This window comes from Mycobacterium colombiense, assembly GCF_001665835.1.
Taxonomy (GTDB): Bacteria; Actinomycetota; Actinomycetes; order Mycobacteriales; family Mycobacteriaceae; genus Mycobacterium; species Mycobacterium colombiense_A.
This window is the reverse complement of record NZ_LZSX01000079.1, coordinates 62,056-82,118: the sequence shown is the minus strand read 5'-3', so window position 1 is coordinate 82,118 and position 20,063 is coordinate 62,056. Positions and strand designations below refer to the sequence as shown.

Sequence of the window (20,063 nt, the reverse complement as noted above, 5' to 3'; positions counted from 1 at the left end):
GAGCACGCCATGCTGCGGATCGGGCTGACCGGTGGCATCGGCGCCGGCAAGTCGGCGCTGTCGTCCACCTTCGAGCAATGCGGTGCCGTCATCGTCGACGGTGACGTCATCGCGCGTGAGGTGGTACAGCCGGGAACCGAGGGCCTGGCCGCGCTGGTCGAGGCGTTCGGAAGCGATATCCTGCTTGCGGACGGATCGCTGGATCGACCGGCGTTGGCCGCCAAGGCCTTTCGCGATGACGAGGCACGCAAGACGCTGAACGGGATTGTCCACCCGCTGGTGGGCAATCGCCGTTCGGAGATCATCGCCTCGGTGCCCGAGGATTCCGTTGTGGTCGAGGACATTCCGCTGCTGGTGGAGTCCGGGATGGCGCCGCTGTTCCCGCTCGTGGTCATCGTCCACGCCGACGTAGAGGTGCGGCTGCGGCGGCTGGTCGACCAGCGCGGCATGCCGGAGGATGATGCCCGCGCGAGGATCGCCGCGCAGGCCAGCGACGAGCAGCGCCGGGCGGTCGCCGACATCTGGCTGGACAACTCGGGCAGCCCCGAGGATTTGGTCCAGCGGGCACACGAGGTGTGGAACACCCGCATCGTCCCGTTCGCGCACAACCTGAGCGCACACCAGACCGTCCGGGCCCCGGCCCGGTTGGTGCCGCCGGACCCGAGCTGGGCGGACCAGGCGCAACGAATTGTGAACCGCCTCAAGACCAGCTGCGGTCACCGCGCGCTGCGCGTCGATCACATCGGCTCGACCGCCGTGCCGGACTTCCCGGCCAAGGACGTCATCGACGTTCAGATCACCGTCGAATCCCTCGCCGTCGCAGACGAACTCGTCGAGCCGTTGCTGTCCGCCGGGTACCCGCGCATCGAGCACGTCGCCGAGGACGTGGCCAAGCCCGACGCCCGCAGCACCGTCGAGAGCTACGACCGCCGGGATGATCCGGAACTGTGGCTCAAGCGAATTCACGCGTCGGCCGATCCCGGTCGACCCACCAACGTGCACATCCGGGTGGACGGCTGGCCCAACCAGCAGTTCGCCCTGCTGTTCGTGGACTGGTTGAGGGCCGACCCCGGCGCCCGCGCCGACTACCTGAACGTCAAGCGCGCCGCCGAAAAGGGCGGCGGCGGAGAGACCGCGGCCTACGTCGAGGTCAAGGAGCCGTGGTTCCTCGGCGCATACCGGCGGGCCTGGGAGTGGGCCGACTCGACGGGCTGGAAGCCCTGACCCGTATCAGGGCAACGGTGCGCCGCACTGCAGCGCCCCGTTGTTGGGATCGCTGTTACCGGCCGTCGGTCGCACCATTTGGTCGGTCTGGATGAAAACGTTGTCGTCGGCGTCGATCTCGCAGTGCACGTTGGCTGCGTAGGGGAAGCGCAGCACAATCCGCAGGCCGGCCTGCGCCGGGTCGGGAAGCACGGTGTTGGCCTCGAATACGTTGCCGGGCATGGAAGGAAGGCCGGTCGTGCTCGTCTGGCCGCCGTTGGTCACGAATGTGGCCTGGCTACCGGTCGTCAGGGCGTCGATCCTCGCACGATAGGTGATGTTGTGCAGATCCGCTCTCGCGATTGCCGGACTCAGCTGGGCGCCGGCTGCGATCACCGTCAGCGCGGCGATCGACATCCACCTGCGGGATTTGGGGCTCATAGCAGCTGAGATTACGCCCGACGTCGCCCGGTCCACCAGGCTGTTCGGCGGAGCCCCTAGGGCTGGCAATGGGGACACCAGAACGACATCCGGCCGCCGATCCGGCCGTGGCGAAGGGCGCTGCCGCAGCGCGGGCAGTGCGGGTCCGGACCGTCGCGAACCCCGGTGAGCCAGCGCGGAAGGCCGGGCACCCGGCCGTGGCGTACCGCAGTGTGCAGCACTTGCGTCATCGCGCGATGCAACTCCTTGACGGCTTCGTCGTCCAACTCCGCAACCGGAACGGTGGGCCGTATCCTGGCCCGCCAGCAGATTTCGTCGACGAGCAGATTGCCGAGGCCCGCGATCACCGACTGGTCCATCAGCGTCGGCTTCAGGCGACCGCGTCGCCCGGCCACCACGTCGCGAAACTCGCGCAGCCCCATGCCCAGCGCGTCGGGCCCCTGCGGGCCCAGTAGGTCGGCGAGGTCGTCCTCGTCGTCGGTCAGCCAGACCCCGCGCAGCTTGCGCAGGTCGGCATAGCGCAGTTCACCCTTGTCGAGCGACACCACCAGGCGCTCATACTTTTCCGGCTCGGCGCCCGCTTCGGTGTAGTACGGGTGTCCGGTCATGCCACTGTGGATCAGGAGCGCCGGACCATCGGTCGGCAGTATCAGCCATTTGCCGTGCCGGCGCGGGGCGCGGAAGCGATGCCCGGCCAGGCGCCGGGCGAGCGTGGTGGCGGAGGAGTTGCGCAAAATTCCGGGGTCGCGGACGTCTACGTCTTCAATCCGGCGGTGGGGCAAGGTCTTAGCGAGCTCGCGCCGGAACCCTTCGACATCCGGCAATTCAGGCACGAAGTTTCGCCAATCGTTCGCGCGGTCCAGCGAGGGAGCGGGCGTGCCGGAACATGTCTGCCCACGGATCACCCTGCTCGGCAACCCGTTTGGGAACATCGCGGATGCTGAACCGATCCGCCCGCAGACCGCGCGTGTCCAGTTCGTCCCACTCCAGCGGGGTGGCCACCGGCGCACCGCCGCGGGGCCGCACCGAGTAGGGGGCGACGGCGGTCTGCGCGTAGGCGTTGCGCATGACGTCGAGGTAAATGCGGCCATCGCGTTTGTCCTTGCGGGCCTCGACGGTGCGGTGCGCGTCGTCATCGGCGGCGACGACTTCGGCGACGTCACGGGCGAATTGGCGGACGGTGTCGAAGTCGGTTTCGGCGCGCAACGGCACCACCACATGTAGCCCGCGCGATCCGGTGGTCTGCACGTAGCGTGCCAGTCCCAGGTCATCGAGCACATCGGCCACCGCGTGGGCGGTCGCGCGCACCGCCGCGAAATCGGCGTCGGACGGGTCGAGATCGAAGACCAACCGGTCGGGACGGTGCAGGTTGCCCTGCCGCGACTGCCACACATGCAACGTGATGCAATTCTGGTTGGCCAACCAGCGCAGCGCTTCCGGCCGTTCGGCCAGCGGATGCACCAAGGTGCCGCCCTCTTTGTCGACCTCGACACCGCTCATCCAGTCCGGCAAAGTATCAGCGAAATCCTGCTGCACGAAACCTTTTTCGCCGATGCCACGGGGGAACCGTTGCACGGTCAGCGCGCGGCCTTTCAGGTGCGGCAACATGGTCTCGGCCACCTCGCCGTAGTAGTCGGCCAGGTCCCGCTTGGTGATCCCGTCCTTGCCGAACATGACCCGATCCGGGTGCGTGATCTCGATGTCGATGCGCGTCATCAGCGTGTCTCCCGTACCACCTCTGCGGCGTCCTTGTCGATGCGCAGGCCCTCGTAACGCGGATGACGGAGCTTGCCGTCGCGGGTCCACTCGGTAAACCCGATCTGCGCCACCACCTCCGGGCGCACCCAGCGAGCTCCGTTCTCGCGTACCAACCCACGGGTGAACGGCGGGGCCTCCTGTTCGAGCGGGGAGAGCCGCTCGTGCAGGCTGCGCAGCGTGGCCTCGTCGAACCCGGTGCCGACCTTGCCGGCGTAGACGAGGTCGCGGCTTTCTCCGTGTCCTGTGTAGTAGCCGAGCAGCAACGCGCCCAGTTCGATTCGGCTGCCTTTCGGGTTGGTGTAGCCGCCCACGACGAATTCTTGGTTGCGGACGCATTTGAATTTCAGCCAGTTCTTTGACCGGCCGCTGTTGTAGGTGGAGTCGGCCAGCTTGGCGATCACTCCTTGGTCGCCGCGCTCGCAGGCGGCGCGGTAGGCGGCGAGGCCGTCGCCGACGCGGTGCGCGGTGTTGCGCAACGGATCATCGAAGCTGATCGCATCGCGGAGTAGTCGCTTGCGCCATCGCAGCGGCAGCGCGGTGGTATCCCTGCCGTCCAGGTGCAGCAGATCGAACACGTAGTAGTAGACCCGGATTCGCGAGGCACGGGCTACCTCGGGGTCGGTGATACCCAGGCGTCCCTGCAGGCGGGCGAAGCTGGTGCGGCGTCCCTGGAACGCGACGACCTCACCGTCGACCACGAATCGGGTGGTGCGCTGGGCCGCGAGTGCATCGACCAGCTCCGGATAAGTTCCGTTGAGCGGCTTCCGATTTCGTGACAGCAGACGGACTTCGTCGCCGTCACGGAAGGCGAGGCAACGCATACCGTCGAATTTGCGTTCGAAAATCCACTGCGGGTCACAGAACCGCTCGTCGGTCAGGGTGGCCAGTGTGGGATCTCGCCAGACGGGCACCGGTTCGGCGTGCAGCGCTTCGCGCACTGCATCGGGCAGACCGGCGATATCCGTCATTTCAAGTGCATACCCGCCGTCGGACCGCGAAAACGACTACGGCCCGCGCCAGGTCAGCGCCATGCCGTGGTGCGCCAGCCATCGCGACAGGTCATAGCCGTTGCGGGCCAAACCATCGACGGCGGCCACGGCGCGTCGCACCGCCTGCTCGGCGACCTCGGGAGTCAGCAATCCGTGCCGCACGGCATCCAGCAACTCGTCGACGTCGGTGAGCTCGGCCCTGGCGCCGGTGCGGACCTCGATGTCCAGGTAGTGGTCTTCGGAATGCCACACGGTGGGACCGGGTGAGTATTCGCCCACATCCAGGTACTGATCGTGGTCGCGTTCATGCCCGGGATTGAAATGAAACACGGTGGCGCGCAAGCCCAACGACGGCAGCAGCCACGACTCGAGGTAATGGAACTGGGCGCGACCGGGGGTGGGGCGGGCGATGTAGAGGCCCCACGGGTGCACCGCGTACTCGTCGACGGTCCGCACGATGCCCTTCGGATCGGTGTTCGTGCGGGCCGGGATGTCGAACGTCTCGTGCTTCGGCGGGTGAATGATGTCACCCTACCGCCGCCGGGCGATTCCTTAACGGCGCAACCGGATCTTCCACCGCACGAACCCGGCGTAGAAGAGCGACAACGCGGCCAGCATGCCCATGTCCAGCAGCCAGATGTTCGACGTGTGTTGCCAGAACCGGTCCTGGGACAGCAGCGAATCAGGCACCAGGTGGCGCAGGTCCACCGTCGACGACGCCGCGGCGTAGCCCCAGCGAGCCGGCATCGCCCACGACAGCTGGTTCAAACCGAGTCGGCCCGTCACCGGGACCATCCCGCCGCACAGCACCAGCTGCGCCATCACCGTCACCACGAACAGCGGCATGATCTGCTCGCTGGACCGAACCAGCGACGAAATCGCCAGGCCCAGAATGGCCGAGGCGACACACGTCGCCGCCACGGTGGCGAACAATTCGACGGTGGCCCCGACGGTCGAGTGGCCGAACAGCACCGCGCCGCGCGTCGGGGCGCCCTTGCCGATCACCACGATCGCCGTCACGATCGCCGACTGCAGTATCGCGAACCCGCAGAACACCGCGCTCTTGGCCAGCAGGTAGGCCGTGGTCGACAGCCCGACCGCCTGCTCACGCTGGAAGATGGCGCGCTCGCCGACCAGGTCGCGAATCGTCAAGGCGGTACCCATGAATGCCGCGGCCGGCATCAGCAGGGCCAGTATCTGCGCGGCCTCGTCGGGCGTCCCCGCGTTGGGTGCCGGAAGATGAAATCCGTTGCTGCCCGGGACGGTCAGCGACAGCGAGCCGAGGATGAACGGCAGCAGCGCCAGAAAGACGAAGTAGGCGCGGTCGGCGATCACCAGGCGGACCTGCCGGCGGGCGATCGTCGAGATCTGGCGCCGCACGCTGGTGTGCACCGGTTCGCCGAGACTGCTCGGCTCGTCGGCCTTGTCCGGCAGGTACTTCTGCGGCCGCTTCTGCGCCTGGTTCTGTTCCAGGAAGCGGCGGTTGGCTTCGTCGGGGTCGGCGCCGACCTGGGTGAAGATCTTCGCCCAGTTGGTGGTGCCCATCGCCCCGCCGATCTGGTCGGGCGCCCCGCAGTAGGCCGTCTTGCCGCCGGGCGCCATCAGCAGCACCTGGTCGCAGACATCCAGGTAGGACAGCGAGTGCGTCACCACCAGCACGACACGACCGGCGTCGGCCAACTGGCGCAGCATCGTCATCACCTGCAGATCCAGCGCGGGATCCAGACCCGAGGTGGGCTCGTCGAGGATCAGCAACGACGGCCCGGTCAGCAATTCGAGCGCCACCGAGGCGCGTTTGCGTTGCCCGCCGGACAGCTTCTCGACGCGGGTATCGGCGTGCTTGGTCAGGTCGAGCTCCTCGAGCACCTGGGCGACGACCTTGGCGCGGTCCACTTTGCTGGTGTCGGGCGGCAGCCGCAGCTCGGCCGCGTAGCCCAGCGCCTGGTTGATGGTCAGCTGGCGATGCACCACGTCGTCCTGCGGGACGATGCCGATCCTGCTGCGCAGCGACGCGTACTCGGCGTGAATGTTGTGGCCCTCGAACGTCACTGAGCCGGACGTCGGGGTGGTGTAGCCGGCGATGAGCCGGGCCAGGGTGCTCTTTCCGGCCCCCGAACCGCCGATCACGGCGGTCAGCGTGCCGGGGCGCGCGGTCAGCGAGATGTCGTCCAGTAGTTGTTTGCCGTTGTCGACGACGTACTTGACGTCGCGCACTTCCAGGCCGCCCGTGCGGGCGGCCGCGCCGCTGTGTTCGGTCAGGGTGCCGTCGCGGAACACCAGGTCGACGTTGCCGATGGTGACGATGTCGTCCTCGGACAGAATGGCCGACCCGATCCGGGTGCCGTTCACGAACGTTCCGTTGACGCTGTTGTCCCGGATCTCGGTGCCCAGCTGGGTGGGCACCAGGGTGGCGTGCTGACGCGACGCCAGGACGTCGGAGACGACGATGTCGTTCTCGGCGGCCCGGCCGATCGTCATGGCCCCGGCCGTGCCCGCGGCCGACGACGCACGCGGCGAGAGCAATTTCACAAAACGCGTCGCCAGGTTCGACACGTCAGCCGTCTTGGCGTCGATGACGGTGAATTCCGCTGCGGGCGTGGGTGATGGCTGCGGCGGTGCCGCGGTTTCGCTCGCCACGGGCGGCCTGACCTGCAACCTGGCCGGCGAGCCGGGGTCGATGACGGTGCGCTGCTCGGGCGGTGTGCCATGCGGCGACGGCGGCGGGGGCACCGGGGGCGGCGGCGCCTGACGGGGCGGTGCCGCGGGCTGTCGCGGCGGTGCGTTCGGCGGTCTGGCCGGCTGCCGAGGTGGCACGGGGCGCGACGGCGCACCCTGCGGACCGCCGCGCGCCGGGCTCCTGCCCGGGCCGCCGGGCCTGCCCTGTGGGGGCCGCGGCGGGTGCGTCGGGTTGGTTTGCTCAGCAACCGCGGACCACGGCAGGGTCGGCGGCCCGGAATCGTGGCTCGGCCGGGTCCGCGGCGGATGCCCGGCGTGACCCTGCTGCGGCCCGATCGCGAAGGTCAGGCGCGGACCTTGCGGGTTTCCGATGTGAATGCTCTGGCCGTCGTGGATATCGACCACCGGCATCCGGTAGCCGTTGAGGTAGGTCCCGTTCAGCGAGCCGTTATCGATTGCCAGCCAACGGCCTTGATCGAACCGCAGGATCAGATGCGCGCGCGAGATCCGCGGATCGGCGATGCGCACATCGGCCTGCACGTCGCGCCCGACGACCACCTCGTGGCCGGCCGCGAAGGAACGTTGGGACCCGTCATGCCGAATTGTCAGGATGGGCGGGGCGGGTCGAGTCACCACTCAAGTATCGGCCCGCGTTGGCAGTGCGCTCTATTGGACCCAGCTGTGACTTCGCTTTGTTTCGATCCCGCCTCTCATAGCCCTTTCATAGCCTGCTGCGACGAATCGCCCACGGCGGTGCGGCATTATTCGAACGGCAGGGGTAGTTCGATTGTGTCCGCGTGCCGAGCACAGCGTTGTGCCGGCAGCCAGCGAGACGGAGTAGGGCCCAATCGCTATGCGCATGCCCATGGTGTGCGATCCGCATCACATTGCGGCGACACCTGGGGCGGTGCCGGGAAAACGAGGGGGCAAGGCATTGACGAACGAGCACAAGGGAACTACCCGGCGCATCGACGCCGGGCGACGGCTGCTGAGCAACCCGGGACAAGCCCGTGAGGCGTTGCGCGCGGGTTTTCAGTCGTTGCCCGCCATGCCCATCGGGCAGCTGTTCCGGCGGATACCCCCCGTCGATTCCGCGCCGAACGTGGAACCGGCGGTGGCGCAGCAGCCCAACGATTCCTCGGGGTCGCGCCTCGCGGTGGGTAACGGTGCGTCGTTCGCCGGTTACACGATTCTGCGGCAGCTGGGTGCGGGCGGCATGGCCGAGGTCTATCTCGCGCTGCACCCCAGGCTGCCCCGCCGTGATGTGATCAAGGTTCTCGCCGAGGCGGTGACCGCCGACCCGGAGTTTCGCGAAAGGTTCAACCGGGAGGCCGATCTCGCGGCGACGCTGTGGCATCCGCACATCGTCGGTGTGCACGACCGGGGCGAATTCAACGGGCATCTGTGGATTTCGATGGACTACGTCGAGGGCACCGACGCCTCGCGGCTGGTCAAGGAGAACTACGCAGACGGGATGCCGATCCACGAGGTGTGCGCCATCGTGCAGGCGGTCGCGGGCGCGCTGGACTACGCCCACGACCGTGGGCTGCTGCACCGCGACGTCAAGCCGGCCAACATCCTGCTCACCCATCCGGATGAGGGGGAGCGCCGAATCCTGTTGGCGGACTTCGGTGTTGCGCGTCACCTCGGCGACATCAGCGGGATCACCGAAACCAACGTCGCGGTCGGAACCGTGGCATACGCCGCGCCCGAGCAGCTGACGGGTACCCCCATCGACGGCCGGGCAGACCAATACGCTTTGGCCGCAACGGCTTTCCACCTGCTCACCGGGGCGCCGCCGTTCCAGCACTCCAATCCGATCGCGGTGATCAGTCAGCACCTGCACGAGGACCCGCCCCGGCTCAGCGATCTCCGCCCCGATCTGGCCGAGCTCGACGAGGTGTTCTTTCGCGCCCTGGCCAAGCAACCCGGGGACCGGTTCGAGCGGTGCCGCGCGTTCGCCGCCGCCGTCAGCGAGTCGGCCGGCGGTGTCTCGGAGGCCGGCCCGGGCGCCCAGCCGGGCGCCGCCGTGTCGACACCGCATCGGCGGCGCGGACCGGTCGGCGCCGTTGCCGGGTGGAGTCACCGGTTTTCGGCGAAAACCCGCTGGGCGACCGCGCTGGTGTGTGCGGTGCTCGTCGCCGTCGCGGCGACCTGGTCGATGCTCTACTCGTTTCAGCCGGACACGCCGCCGGCCAACCCCGCGCTCGCGTCGAGACCGTCCGCCCCGGCCGCGAGCGCCGCACCCACCGCGGGCGGACCGGTGCTCAACGGGACCTACAAGCTGGACTACGACCAGACCAAGCGCACCACCAACGGCATCTCGATCCGGCATGACGGGGCGGCCACCGGCTGGTGGGCTTTCCGGTCGGTGTGCACCACCAACGGATGTGCGGCCACCGGTACCCAGCTGGACGACGCCACCCATCAGGTGGCCAACACCACCGACGGGGGCCAGAGCGACACCCTGCGCTTCGTCGGGGGCTACTGGCAGGGCGCCCCCGCGCAGCAGCGGGTCGGCTGCACTCAGCCCAACGGCCAGGTCCGGGCCACCCAGCAGGAAACCATCGCCTGGTCGCTGGCGCCGCAGGCCGACGGCACGCTGCGCGGCACGCTGACCGAGACCGTGCTGAGCAACGAGTGCGGCGCCCAGGGGGCGGTGGTCCGGGTGCCCGTGGTCGCCGGCCGGACCGGCGACGTGCCCGCGAAGGTGACGTTGGGCGACCCCACCCAGGTCATCAACACCTCGGCCACCGCGTCCTCCCCGGCGCCGCCGGTGCTCGGCGGGCTGTGCAGCGACGTCGGCAAGGTCGCCTACGACCCGACCAACAACGAGCAGATCGTCTGCGAGGGCAGCAGCTGGGCCAAGGCGCCGATCACGATGGGCGTGCACGCCGCCGGCAGCTCATGCGACCGGCCGGGCACCTCGGTGTTCGCCATGAGCACCTCCAGCGACGGCTACCTGCTGCAATGCGATCCGGTCACCCGGACGTGGACGCGGCCGGTGGGCTAGCCTGCCGGGGCTGTCGGTCTCCGGGTACCTCTGAGTGAGTCCCGAATCCGCTAGCGCATCCGGTAGCGCGTTTCGGAATCGCCTCGTCCTTCCCGACATAGCTACGGATGGGACGGATGTGGCCGGACGCGGGCGCTGACCTGGGAGGACCGGCTCCAAAGCACTTGTCGGTGATCGGTTCTACCCTGGTGGCATGGCATTCGCCACGGAGCATCCCGTAGTAGCGCATTCGGAGTATCGCGCTGTCGACGACGTCGTGCGCGTCGGCGGCGACTTCGAGGTGGTCAGCCCGCACGATCCCGCCGGTGACCAGCCGGCCGCCATCCAGGAGCTGGAACGCCGGATCAGGGCGGGGGAGCGCGACGTCGTGCTGCTGGGTGCCACCGGTACCGGGAAGTCGGCCACCACCGCGTGGCTCATCGAGCGGCTGCAACGGCCCACCCTGGTGATGGCGCCCAACAAGACGCTGGCCGCCCAGCTGGCCAATGAGCTGCGAGAGATGTTGCCCCACAACGCGGTTGAATACTTCGTCTCGTACTACGACTATTACCAGCCCGAGGCGTACATCGCCCAGACCGACACCTACATCGAGAAGGACAGCTCGATCAACGACGACGTGGAGCGGCTACGGCACTCCGCGACGTCCTCGCTGCTGTCGCGCCGCGACGTGGTCGTGGTGGCGTCGGTGTCGTGCATCTACGGCCTGGGCACGCCGCAGTCCTACCTGGACCGCTCGGTCGAGGTGCGGGTGGGTGCCGAGGTACCGCGGGATGCGCTGCTGCGGCTGCTCGTTGACGTGCAGTACACCCGCAACGACCTGTCGTTCACCCGCGGCTCGTTCCGGGTGCGCGGCGACACCGTGGAGATCATCCCGTCCTACGAAGAGCTGGCGGTGCGCATCGAGTTCTTCGGCGACGAGATCGAGGCGCTGTACTACCTGCACCCTCTGACGGGCGACGTGATCCGCCAGGTGGACTCGCTGCGGATCTTCCCGGCCACCCACTACGTGGCCGGCCCGGAGCGGATGGCCCACGCGATCTCGACGATCGAAGCGGAGCTGGCCGAGCGGCTGGCAGAGCTGGAGGGCCAGGGCAAGCTGCTCGAGGCGCAGCGGTTGCGGATGCGCACCAACTACGACATCGAGATGATGCGCCAGGTCGGGTTCTGCTCGGGCATCGAGAACTACTCCCGGCACATCGACGGCCGAGGTGCGGGCTCGCCGCCGGCGACCCTGCTGGACTACTTCCCGGAAGACTTCCTGCTGGTCATCGACGAATCCCACGTCACCGTCCCGCAGATCGGCGGCATGTACGAGGGCGACATGTCGCGCAAACGCAACCTCGTCGAATACGGATTCCGGCTGCCGTCGGCGTGCGATAACCGCCCGCTGACCTGGGAGGAGTTCGCCGACCGGATCGGGCAGACGGTGTACCTGTCGGCCACCCCCGGCCCCTACGAACTCAGCCAGTCCGGCGGCGAATTCGTCGAGCAGGTGATCCGGCCCACCGGCCTGGTGGACCCGAAAGTCGTGGTCAAGCCGACCAAGGGGCAGATCGACGACCTGATCGGCGAAATCCGGAAGCGCACCGAGGCCGACCAGCGGGTGCTGGTCACGACGCTGACCAAGAAGATGGCCGAGGACCTCACCGACTACCTGCTCGAGATGGGCATCCGGGTGCGCTATCTGCACTCGGAGGTCGACACGCTGCGCCGGGTGGAGTTGCTGCGCCAGCTGCGGCTGGGCGAGTACGACGTGCTGGTCGGCATCAACCTGCTGCGCGAGGGCCTGGACCTTCCCGAAGTGTCTCTGGTGGCGATCCTGGATGCGGACAAAGAGGGATTCCTGCGGTCATCGCGCAGCCTGATCCAGACCATCGGCCGCGCCGCCCGCAACGTCTCCGGTGAGGTGCACATGTACGCCGACACCATCACCGACTCGATGAAAGAGGCCATCGACGAGACCGAACGGCGCCGGGCGAAGCAGGTCGCGTACAACGAGGAACACGGCATCGACCCGCAGCCGCTGCGCAAGAAGATCGCCGACATCCTCGACCAGGTCTACCGCGAGGCGGACGACAGCGAGACGGTGGAGATCGGCGGGTCAGGGCGCAATGCGTCCCGCGGCCGGCGCGCACAGGGTGAGCCGGGCCGCGCGGTCAGCGCGGGCGTGTTCGAGGGCCGGGATACGGCCAGCATGCCGCGCGCCGAGCTGGCCGACCTGATCAAGGACCTCACCGCCCAGATGATGGCCGCGGCTCGTGACTTGCAGTTCGAGCTGGCGGCGCGGTTCCGCGACGAGATCGCCGACCTCAAGAAGGAACTGCGTGGGATGGACGCCGCCGGCGTGAAATGAGTTTGCTGGCAACCGATCTCCGGCTCTTCTCTCCGCGTGACCCCATACGGTAGAGGGGTGACCGACGCGGCGACTATCACCGGCGGCTGGCGTGAGCTGCTGGGCGCGAGGTACCTGAGAACTTCCATCCTGCTGGCCGGCGGGGTGGCGCTCTACGCCACGAATGAGTTCCTGACCACCAGCTTATTGCCCAACACCATCGCAGAAATCGGCGGCAGCCGGCTCTACGCGTGGGTGACGACGCTGTACCTGGTGGGGTCGGTGGTCGCGGCGACGATGGTCAATCCGATACTGCTGCGCATCGGGGCGCGGTCGTCATATCTGATGGGACTCGCCGTGTTCGGCATCGCCAGCCTGGTTTGCGCTGCCGCACCAAACATGCATGTTTTGATTGCTGGGCGCGCCATGCAGGGGATGGCCGGGGGCTTGTTGGCCGGCCTGGGCTATGCGGTCATCAACTCCGCCCTGCCCCGCTGGTTGTGGACACGGGGCTCGGCCCTGGTGTCGGCGATGTGGGGCGTCGCGACCGTGGTCGGACCCACTACGGGAGGCCTGTTCGCGCAGCTCGGGATCTGGCGATGGGCTTTCGTCGTGATGGCCATCCTGACCGTGCTGATGGCCCTGCTGGTCCCGGTCGCGCTGGCCCGCGTCAACCCGACGAACGGCCTCGCCAGGATGAAGGTCCCGGTGTGGTCGCTGCTGATCATCGGGTTGGCGGCGCTGGCCGTCAGCGTCGCGCAGATTCCGCGCAACACCATCGCGACGTATGGGCTGCTCGCGGCGGGCATCGGCCTGGTCGGCGTCTTCGTGATCGTCGACTGGCGGATGCACGCGGCCATCTTGCCGCCCAGCGTGTTCTCGCCCGGCCCCCTGAAGTGGATCTACCTCACCATGGGTGTGCTGATGGGCGCAGCGATGGTGAACACCTACGTGCCGCTGTTCGGGCAGCGGCTGGCCCACCTGACGCCGATCGCGGCCGGATTCCTGGGCGCGGCGCTCGCTCTGGGATGGACCGTCAGCGAGATCGTCAGCGCATCCCTGGAGAACCCGCGGACGGTCGGGCGGGTGGTCATGGTGGCGCCGATGGTGGCCGCGTCGGGCCTGGCGCTGGGCGCCGTCGCCCGGCACGGCGACGGCTCGGCCTGGACCGCCGCGCTGTGGGCGGTGGCCCTGCTGGTTGCCGGCATCGGAATCGGGATGGCCTGGCCGCACCTGTCGGCCCGAGCGATGGCCTCCGTCGCGGACCCGGCCGAAGGCGGCGCCGCTTCCGCCGCGATCAACACCGTCCAGCTGACGTCCGCCGCGATCGGTGCCGGATTGGCCGGTGTCGTCGTCAACACCGCCACCGGCGGCGAGGAGATGGCGGCGCACCTGCTGTTCACGGTGTTCACCGCGTTGAGCGCGGCCGGCGTGGCGGTGTCCTACGCCGCGACGCGGGCCACCCGGCAAGCCGAGCCGGTCGCCACCGGGGGCTGAGCTTCGGGCCCGGCGCTGCACGCGACCGACCAAAGCACCAAATCACCGCGTGGACTTGACAACCTGCGAGTAGTGGAACTGCCACCGCTCGACAATGTGGAAGCCGAGGTAGCCCGGGAAACGGTACGCCGGGGCGCGACCGAACGCGCTTCCGGGCGGTAGCGATTGCCCGGCCTGATGGTCGGGCAGCGAGTTGTCTTTATTGGTGATGGTCCAGATCGCCTGGCATTTGTTGATTTTGGCCGTCGTCAGCCACACGGCGACGTGCCCGTCCCACAACGATCCGACCTTCGGGCCGTACACGCCGCGCTCCACGTCGATCAACGACCGGAAGGCCGCCGGGCGGGTGGCCAGCAGCGCACGAATCGGTCCGGGCTTCCACGGCACGGTGTTGTCCACCATCAGACAGTCGCCGGGGGCGGCGTGGGAGCTGATCAGATCGGCGACCTGGCTGTAGTCCCAACCCTCTTTGGCATACGGCCAACGTTGGACGAACAGGTAATTCGGCACCGCGGCGATGGCGAACAGCAGCACCCCGCCGGCGATGGGCCAGGGTCGGCGGGCGACGCTGACGAGGCAGACGGCCAGGACGACGGCCATCGCGGGGGCGGTGAAGATCAGGTAGCGCGGGTAGTAGATCGGCTCGTCGACGGCCGAATAGATGACGACCAGGGCGGTGGGAATCACCACCCACGCCGTGGCGATGAGTAACAGCCGGCGCAGGTCGCCGGCCGGGGCCGGCACGCCGGCCAACCGTGTCGCGGCCGCCGCGACGATCAGGACCGCGCTCGCGATGGCGAAGGCCACGCTGTGGTCGAAATACTGGCGCAGGATGATGTCGAACGCGTAATGCCAGCTGACGGGGTAGATCCAGTTGACCTGCCACACCTGGTTGTGCGCGAACACCAGGAACGGCGTCATGGCCGCCACCGCGACGGTCGAAGCGGCGGCCCACCGGAGCGCCGGAGACCTGCGCGCGCCTTTGGGTGCGAGCAGCGGCAGCATCGCGCCGTACACCGGCACCAACAGCACCAGGTTGAGGTTGAGCAGTATCGACAGCATCAATCCCAGCGCGTACCAAACCCACCCGCGCCGCCTGTTCCGCCGGACGGTGGCGAGGAACAACACCGTCAGCCAGACGGCCGCGGCCGCCACGAAGGCGTACGGACGCGCTTCCATGCCCGCCCAGGTCGTGCGCGGCAGGATCGCGAAAATCACCCCCGCGCACACCGCCGCTGGCCGCGTCGAGAACTGCCTGGTGAACACCGTGACACCGGCGGCGGCGGCTCCGATCGCCAGGGAACTGGGGAAACGCGACCAGAATTCGGTAGGCGGGAACAGCGCAAACCAACCGTGCATCAGCAGGTAATAAGCGCCATGGACGGCGTCGATGTGGCCCAGCAACCGCCACAGCTCTGGCAAAGTCCGGCTGGCCGAAGCGGATATCGTCGCTCCTTCGTCGAACCAGAGCGATGGCCGACAGGCCCAGGCGGCGCTGACAACGGTGGCGAACAGGGCGATTGCCCACGGATCGAGCAACCCGCCGCGCGCACGCCCCGACACGGACCCGGCGCCGAAATCCCCGGCACGAGGCTCGACGGTGGGCTCGAGGGTGGGCATGGACATGATGCTTGTTACTGTAAGGCGCGGTTGACGGAACGGGTCACAAACCGCGGCCGGCGCATTCGCACTTCATGTCCACTTTCCCGAAAAGCGGCGTAATGCAATGCCTTCCACGTTGGCACTGCACATTCGATTGTTTTGTCATTGGCGATATTGTCCGTTGCCGCAGCCAGCGCCCGCAAATTGCGGACGCGCCACGCCACGCTGTGTCGTTAATCTGTCTCCTGCGCATCGAGCAAACGCGCTACTGTCTTGGGTTGGCTGACCAACCGAAACTGGGAGGGTAAATGGGCGCCTATCGGACTGTGGTGGTAGGAACCGATGGCTCGGATTCGTCGATGCGCGCGGTGGAGAAGGCGGCGCAGATCGCGGGAGCGGACGCCAAGCTGATCGTGGCGTCGGCGTACCTGCCCCAACATGAGGACGCCCGGGCCGCCGACGTCCTGCGGGACGAGAGCTACAAGGTTTCGGGCACCGCCCCGATTTACGCGATCCTGCGTGACGCCAAGGACCGCGCCCACGCCGCCGGTGCGAAAAACATCGACGAGCGACCCATCGTCGGGGCGCCGGTCGACGCGCTGGTGCACCTCGCCGAGGAGGAGCAGGCCGATCTGCTCGTGGTCGGCAACGTCGGCTTGAGCACGATCGCCGGCCGGCTGCTGGGATCGGTGCCGGCCAACGTCTCCCGTCGGGCCAAGACCGACGTATTGATCGTGCACACCACGACGTAGCCGCGCTACCAGCCCCGCTCGCGCCATTCGCTCAGGTGCGGGCGCTCGGCGCCTAACGCCGTGTCGTCGCCATGACCGGGGTAGATGACCGTGGAGTCGTCATACACGTCGAACACCCGGGTGCTGACGTCCTCGATCAGCTGGGCGAAATCGCCCGGCTGCCATGTCTTCCCGACGCCGCCCGGGAACAGGCAGTCGCCGGTGAACAACTGGGTGACCCCGCCGGTCGCTGGCCCGTCCAGGGCCAGCGCGATCGAGCCCGGGGTGTGCCCGCGCAGGTGGATGACGTCGAACGTCAGCTCGCCGATCTGCACGGTGTCGCCGTTGCTCAGCAAACGGTCCGGTTTGACCGGCAGCGGTTCCGCGTCGATCTCGTTGGCGGCGGTCGGTGCCCCGGTGGCGGCTGCCACCGCCTCCAGCGCCTGCCAGTGGTCGAAGTGCTGGTGGCTGGTCACGATCAACGACACCTTCGGCGCGTTCTGCCGGATCAGGTCGATCAGCACGTCCGCGTCGTTGGCGGCGTCGATCAGCAGCGTTTCGCCGGTAGCGGAACAAGTGATCAGATATGCGTTGTTGTCCATGGGGCCGACAGAGGCCTTTAGGATCGTGGCGCCGGGTAGGGTCCGGCGGGCCGCGGTACCGGGGTCAACGTGTCCGGTGTAGTTGTCGTCCACTGCAGTCATGTGCGCCACTCCTTGATCCGGCATCGGCGCCGTCCGAGCCGGGAACATCGTCGTCGGCGCCAGTCCCTGGCGGCCACGTTACTGGTCGCACGTTGCTTGTCGGTATGGGCACATAGCATGGAATGCGCCGTGCGCAATTCCGTTCGGATTCCGCAGTGCGGCTACGAGAAGTCGCCAGATAGTTCCTGAGAGGGGCAGCGTTGGCTGACCGTCTGATCGTCAAGGGCGCCCGCGAGCACAACCTGCGCGGCGTCGATCTCGACCTGCCCCGCGACGCGTTGATCGTCTTCACCGGGCTGTCGGGTTCGGGTAAATCGTCGCTGGCCTTCGACACGATCTTCGCCGAGGGGCAGCGCCGGTACGTGGAGTCGCTGTCCGCCTATGCCCGCCAGTTCCTGGGCCAGATGGACAAGCCGGACGTCGACTTCATCGAGGGCCTGTCCCCGGCGGTGTCCATCGACCAGAAGTCCACCAACCGCAACCCGCGCTCCACCGTCGGCACCATCACCGAGGTGTACGACTACCTGCGGCTGCTCTACGCGCGGGCGGGCACGCCGCACTGCCCGATCTGCGGCGAGAGGATCGCCCGCCAGACCCCGCAGCAAATCGTCGACCAGGTGCTGGCGATGCCGGAGGGCACCCGATTCCTGGTGCTCGCCCCGGTGGTGCGCACCCGCAAGGGCGAGTTCGCCGACCTCTTCGAGAAGCTCAACGCCCAGGGCTACAGCCGGGTGCGGGTCGACGGTGTCGTGCACCCGTTGACCGATCCGCCGAAGCTGAAAAAGCAGGAAAAGCACGACATCGAGGTGGTGGTGGACCGCCTGACCGTCAAGGCGTCCGCCAAGCAGCGGCTCACGGATTCGGTGGAAACCGCGCTGAACCTGGCGGACGGCATCGTGGTGCTCGAGTTCGTCGACCACGAACACGACGCGCACAACCGGGAGCAGCGGTTCTCCGAGAAGCTGGCCTGCCCCAACGGACACGCGCTGGCGGTCGACGACCTGGAACCACGGTCGTTCTCGTTCAACTCGCCCTACGGCGCCTGCCCGGAGTGCAGCGGCCTGGGCATCCGCAAGGAGGTCGACCCCGACCTGGTGGTGCCCGACCCCGAGCGCACGTTGGCCGAGGGCGCGGTGGCGCCGTGGTCGGCGGGCCACACCGCGGAGTACTTCACCCGGATGATGGCCGGGCTCGGTGACGAGCTGGGCTTCGACGTCGATACCCCGTGGCGCAAGCTGCCGGCCAAGGCCCGCAAGGCGATTCTCGAGGGCTCCGATCACCAGGTGCACGTGCGGTACCGCAACCGGTACGGCCGGACCCGGTCCTACTACGCCGATTTCGAGGGCGTGCTGGCGTTCCTGCAGCGCAAGATGGCCCAGACCGAGTCCGAGCAGATGAAGGAACGCTACGAGGGCTTCATGCGTGACGTGCCCTGCCCGGAGTGTGACGGCACCCGACTCAAGCCGGAGATTCTGGCCGTCACGCTGGCCGCGGGGGACCGGGGCGCGAAGTCCATCGCCGAGGTCTGCGAGCTGTCGATCTCGGACTGTGCGGACTTTCTGAACGGGCTCACCCTCGGCGTCCGCGAGAAGGCGATCGCCGGGCAGGTGCTCAAGGAGATCCAGTCGCGGCTGGGCTTTTTGCTCGACGTGGGGCTGGAGTATCTGTCGCTGTCCCGCGCCGCGGCCACGCTGTCCGGCGGTGAGGCGCAACGCATTCGGCTGGCCACCCAGATCGGGTCGGGCCTGGTCGGTGTGCTGTATGTGCTCGACGAGCCGTCCATCGGGCTGCATCAGCGCGACAACCGGCGGCTCATCGAAACCCTCACGCGGCTAAGGGCTCTGGGTAACACGCTGATCGTCGTCGAGCACGACGAGGACACCATCGCGCACGCCGACTGGATCGTCGACATCGGCCCCCGGGCCGGTGAGCACGGGGGCGAGATCGTGCACAGCGGCACCTACAGCGAGCTGCTGGCAAACAAGGATTCGATCACCGGCGCCTACCTGTCGGGCAAGGAACGCATCGAGATGCCGGCGAAGCGGCGGCCCGTCGACCGCAAGCGTCAGCTGACCGTCGTCGGCGCCCGCGAGCACAATTTGCGCGGCATCGACGTCTGTTTCCCGCTCGGCGTGCTCACCTCGGTGACCGGTGTGTCCGGATCGGGCAAATCGACGCTGGTGAACGACATCCTGGCCGCGGTGCTGGCCAACCGGCTCAACGGCGCCCGCCAGGTCCCCGGCCGGCACACCCGGGTCACCGGGCTGGATCACCTGGACAAGCTGGTGCGGGTGGACCAGTCACCGATCGGTCGCACGCCGCGATCCAACCCGGCCACCTACACCGGGGTGTTCGACAAGATCCGCACCCTGTTCGCCGCCACCACCGAGGCCAAAGTCCGTGGCTACCAACCGGGCCGGTTCTCGTTCAACGTCAAAGGCGGCCGCTGCGAGGCGTGCACGGGCGACGGCACGATCAAGATCGAGATGAACTTCCTGCCCGACGTGTATGTGCCGTGCGAGGTCTGCCACGGCGCCCGGTACAACCGGGAGACCCTGGAGGTGCACTACAAGGGCAAGACCATCTCCGAGGTGCTGGACATGTCCATCGAGGAGGCGGCGGAGTTCTTCGAGCCGATCACCGGCATCCACCGCTACCTGCGCACCCTGGTCGATGTTGGGCTGGGATATGTGCGGCTCGGCCAGCCCGCGCCGACGTTGTCCGGCGGTGAGGCGCAGCGCGTCAAACTGGCCGCCGAACTGCAGAAGCGCTCGACGGGGCGCACGGTGTACATCCTCGACGAGCCCACCACGGGTCTGCATTTCGACGACATCCGCAAGCTGCTGAAGGTCATCAACGGCCTTGTCGACAAAGGCAATACGGTCATCGTCATCGAACACAACCTGGACGTGATCAAGACCTCGGACTGGATCGTCGACATGGGGCCGGAAGGCGGTGCCGAGGGCGGAACCGTTGTCGCGGAAGGCACTCCGGAGGACGTCGCCGCCGTGCCGGAGAGCTACACCGGGAAGTTCCTCGCCGAGGTGATCGGCCGCAGCCCGGCCCCCTCCAGCGCTCCGCGGCGATCGAACCGGCGTCGCAAAGTCACAGCCTGAG

The 20,063-nt window shown here is 67.9% G+C and carries 14 protein-coding genes; 6 read left to right on the top strand and 8 right to left on the bottom strand.

From position 1 onward, the window contains the following. The first annotated feature begins 9 nt into the window (after positions 1 to 9). Positions 10 to 1,224, top strand: coding sequence for a dephospho-CoA kinase (gene coaE, locus A5760_RS18735; protein ID WP_064883464.1), 1,215 nt, complete (start codon positions 10 to 12; stop codon positions 1,222 to 1,224). 6 nt (positions 1,225 to 1,230) lie between these two features. Here coaE and A5760_RS18730 read toward each other — a convergent pair whose 3' ends face one another. The 6 genes from A5760_RS18730 to A5760_RS18705 all read right to left on the bottom strand — a co-directional run bounded on the left by A5760_RS18730 (position 1,231) and on the right by A5760_RS18705 (position 7,703). Next, the gene (locus tag A5760_RS18730) at positions 1,231 to 1,644 is read right to left on the bottom strand and encodes a hypothetical protein (protein ID WP_064883462.1); all 414 of its coding nucleotides are present in this window, start codon (positions 1,642 to 1,644) and stop codon (positions 1,231 to 1,233) included. Positions 1,645 to 1,700: 56 nt separating this feature from the next. After that, on the bottom strand, positions 1,701 to 2,477 hold the full coding sequence (locus A5760_RS18725; protein WP_064883460.1) for an Fpg/Nei family DNA glycosylase: 777 nt from the start codon (positions 2,475 to 2,477) through the stop codon (positions 1,701 to 1,703). After that, on the bottom strand, positions 2,470 to 3,360 hold the full coding sequence (ligD, locus tag A5760_RS18720; RefSeq protein WP_064883458.1) for a non-homologous end-joining DNA ligase: 891 nt from the start codon (positions 3,358 to 3,360) through the stop codon (positions 2,470 to 2,472). Before ligD (A5760_RS18720) ends, A5760_RS18725 begins: the two co-directional genes overlap by 8 nt. After that, on the bottom strand, positions 3,360 to 4,370 hold the full coding sequence (gene ligD / locus A5760_RS18715; RefSeq protein ID WP_064883456.1) for a non-homologous end-joining DNA ligase: 1,011 nt from the start codon (positions 4,368 to 4,370) through the stop codon (positions 3,360 to 3,362). The genes ligD (A5760_RS18720) and ligD (A5760_RS18715) overlap by 1 nt, the downstream gene beginning before the upstream one ends. A 36-nt stretch (positions 4,371 to 4,406) precedes the next feature. Next, entirely contained in the window at positions 4,407 to 4,847 is a 441-nt protein-coding gene (locus tag A5760_RS18710) for a DUF402 domain-containing protein (RefSeq protein ID WP_064883454.1), read from the bottom strand. A 96-nt stretch (positions 4,848 to 4,943) separates the two neighbouring features. Further along, a complete protein-coding gene (locus A5760_RS18705) occupies positions 4,944 to 7,703 on the bottom strand; it encodes an ATP-binding cassette domain-containing protein (RefSeq protein ID WP_196772133.1) in 2,760 nt (919 codons plus the stop codon). Between the two features lie 412 nt (positions 7,704 to 8,115). On the opposite strand from A5760_RS18705, the gene A5760_RS18700 reads away from it, so the two are divergent. The 3 genes from A5760_RS18700 to A5760_RS18690 all read left to right on the top strand — a co-directional run bounded on the left by A5760_RS18700 (position 8,116) and on the right by A5760_RS18690 (position 13,909). Then, complete coding sequence (locus A5760_RS18700) at positions 8,116 to 10,080, top strand: serine/threonine-protein kinase (protein WP_231122676.1); 1,965 nt, start codon at positions 8,116 to 8,118, stop codon at positions 10,078 to 10,080. Positions 10,081 to 10,273: 193 nt separating this feature from the next. After that, entirely contained in the window at positions 10,274 to 12,433 is a 2,160-nt protein-coding gene (gene uvrB, locus A5760_RS18695) for an excinuclease ABC subunit UvrB (protein WP_064883450.1), read from the top strand. Positions 12,434 to 12,490: 57 nt separating this feature from the next. After that, the gene (locus A5760_RS18690; protein ID WP_064883448.1) at positions 12,491 to 13,909 is read left to right on the top strand and encodes an MFS transporter; all 1,419 of its coding nucleotides are present in this window, start codon (positions 12,491 to 12,493) and stop codon (positions 13,907 to 13,909) included. A gap of 42 nt (positions 13,910 to 13,951) precedes the next feature. Here A5760_RS18690 and A5760_RS18685 read toward each other — a convergent pair whose 3' ends face one another. Further along, complete coding sequence (locus A5760_RS18685; RefSeq protein ID WP_064883445.1) at positions 13,952 to 15,535, bottom strand: glycosyltransferase family 39 protein; 1,584 nt, start codon at positions 15,533 to 15,535, stop codon at positions 13,952 to 13,954. Between the two features lie 284 nt (positions 15,536 to 15,819). On the opposite strand from A5760_RS18685, the gene A5760_RS18680 reads away from it, so the two are divergent. Beyond that, positions 15,820 to 16,263 (top strand): universal stress protein, encoded by a 444-nt coding sequence (locus A5760_RS18680; protein WP_064883444.1) that lies wholly within the window; start codon positions 15,820 to 15,822, stop codon positions 16,261 to 16,263. Between the two features lie 5 nt (positions 16,264 to 16,268). Here the strand turns inward: A5760_RS18680 and A5760_RS18675 are convergent, their stop codons facing one another. After that, the gene (locus A5760_RS18675; protein WP_064883442.1) at positions 16,269 to 16,946 is read right to left on the bottom strand and encodes an MBL fold metallo-hydrolase; all 678 of its coding nucleotides are present in this window, start codon (positions 16,944 to 16,946) and stop codon (positions 16,269 to 16,271) included. Between the two features lie 200 nt (positions 16,947 to 17,146). On the opposite strand from A5760_RS18675, the gene uvrA reads away from it, so the two are divergent. Beyond that, positions 17,147 to 20,062 carry an excinuclease ABC subunit UvrA gene (gene uvrA / locus A5760_RS18670; protein ID WP_064883440.1) on the top strand — a complete coding sequence of 972 codons (2,916 nt, stop codon included), beginning with the start codon at positions 17,147 to 17,149 and terminating at the stop codon, positions 20,060 to 20,062. The last annotated feature ends 1 nt before the right edge of the window (position 20,063 follow it).

Excerpts from the sequence above, each read along its gene's own strand:
- coaE (WP_064883464.1), top strand. The coding sequence starts at position 10 with ATGCTGCGGATCGGGCTGACCGGTGGCATCGGCGCCGGCAAGTCGGCG.
- A5760_RS18730 (WP_064883462.1), bottom strand. The coding sequence starts at position 1,644 with ATGAGCCCCAAATCCCGCAGGTGGATGTCGATCGCCGCGCTGACGGTG.
- ligD (WP_064883458.1), bottom strand. The coding sequence starts at position 3,360 with ATGACGCGCATCGACATCGAGATCACGCACCCGGATCGGGTCATGTTC.
- ligD (WP_064883456.1), bottom strand. The coding sequence starts at position 4,370 with ATGACGGATATCGCCGGTCTGCCCGATGCAGTGCGCGAAGCGCTGCAC.
- A5760_RS18700 (WP_231122676.1), top strand. The coding sequence starts at position 8,116 with ATGCCCATCGGGCAGCTGTTCCGGCGGATACCCCCCGTCGATTCCGCG.
- uvrB (WP_064883450.1), top strand. The coding sequence starts at position 10,274 with ATGGCATTCGCCACGGAGCATCCCGTAGTAGCGCATTCGGAGTATCGC.
- A5760_RS18685 (WP_064883445.1), bottom strand. The coding sequence starts at position 15,535 with ATGTCCATGCCCACCCTCGAGCCCACCGTCGAGCCTCGTGCCGGGGAT.
- A5760_RS18680 (WP_064883444.1), top strand. The coding sequence starts at position 15,820 with ATGGGCGCCTATCGGACTGTGGTGGTAGGAACCGATGGCTCGGATTCG.
- A5760_RS18675 (WP_064883442.1), bottom strand. The coding sequence starts at position 16,946 with ATGACTGCAGTGGACGACAACTACACCGGACACGTTGACCCCGGTACC.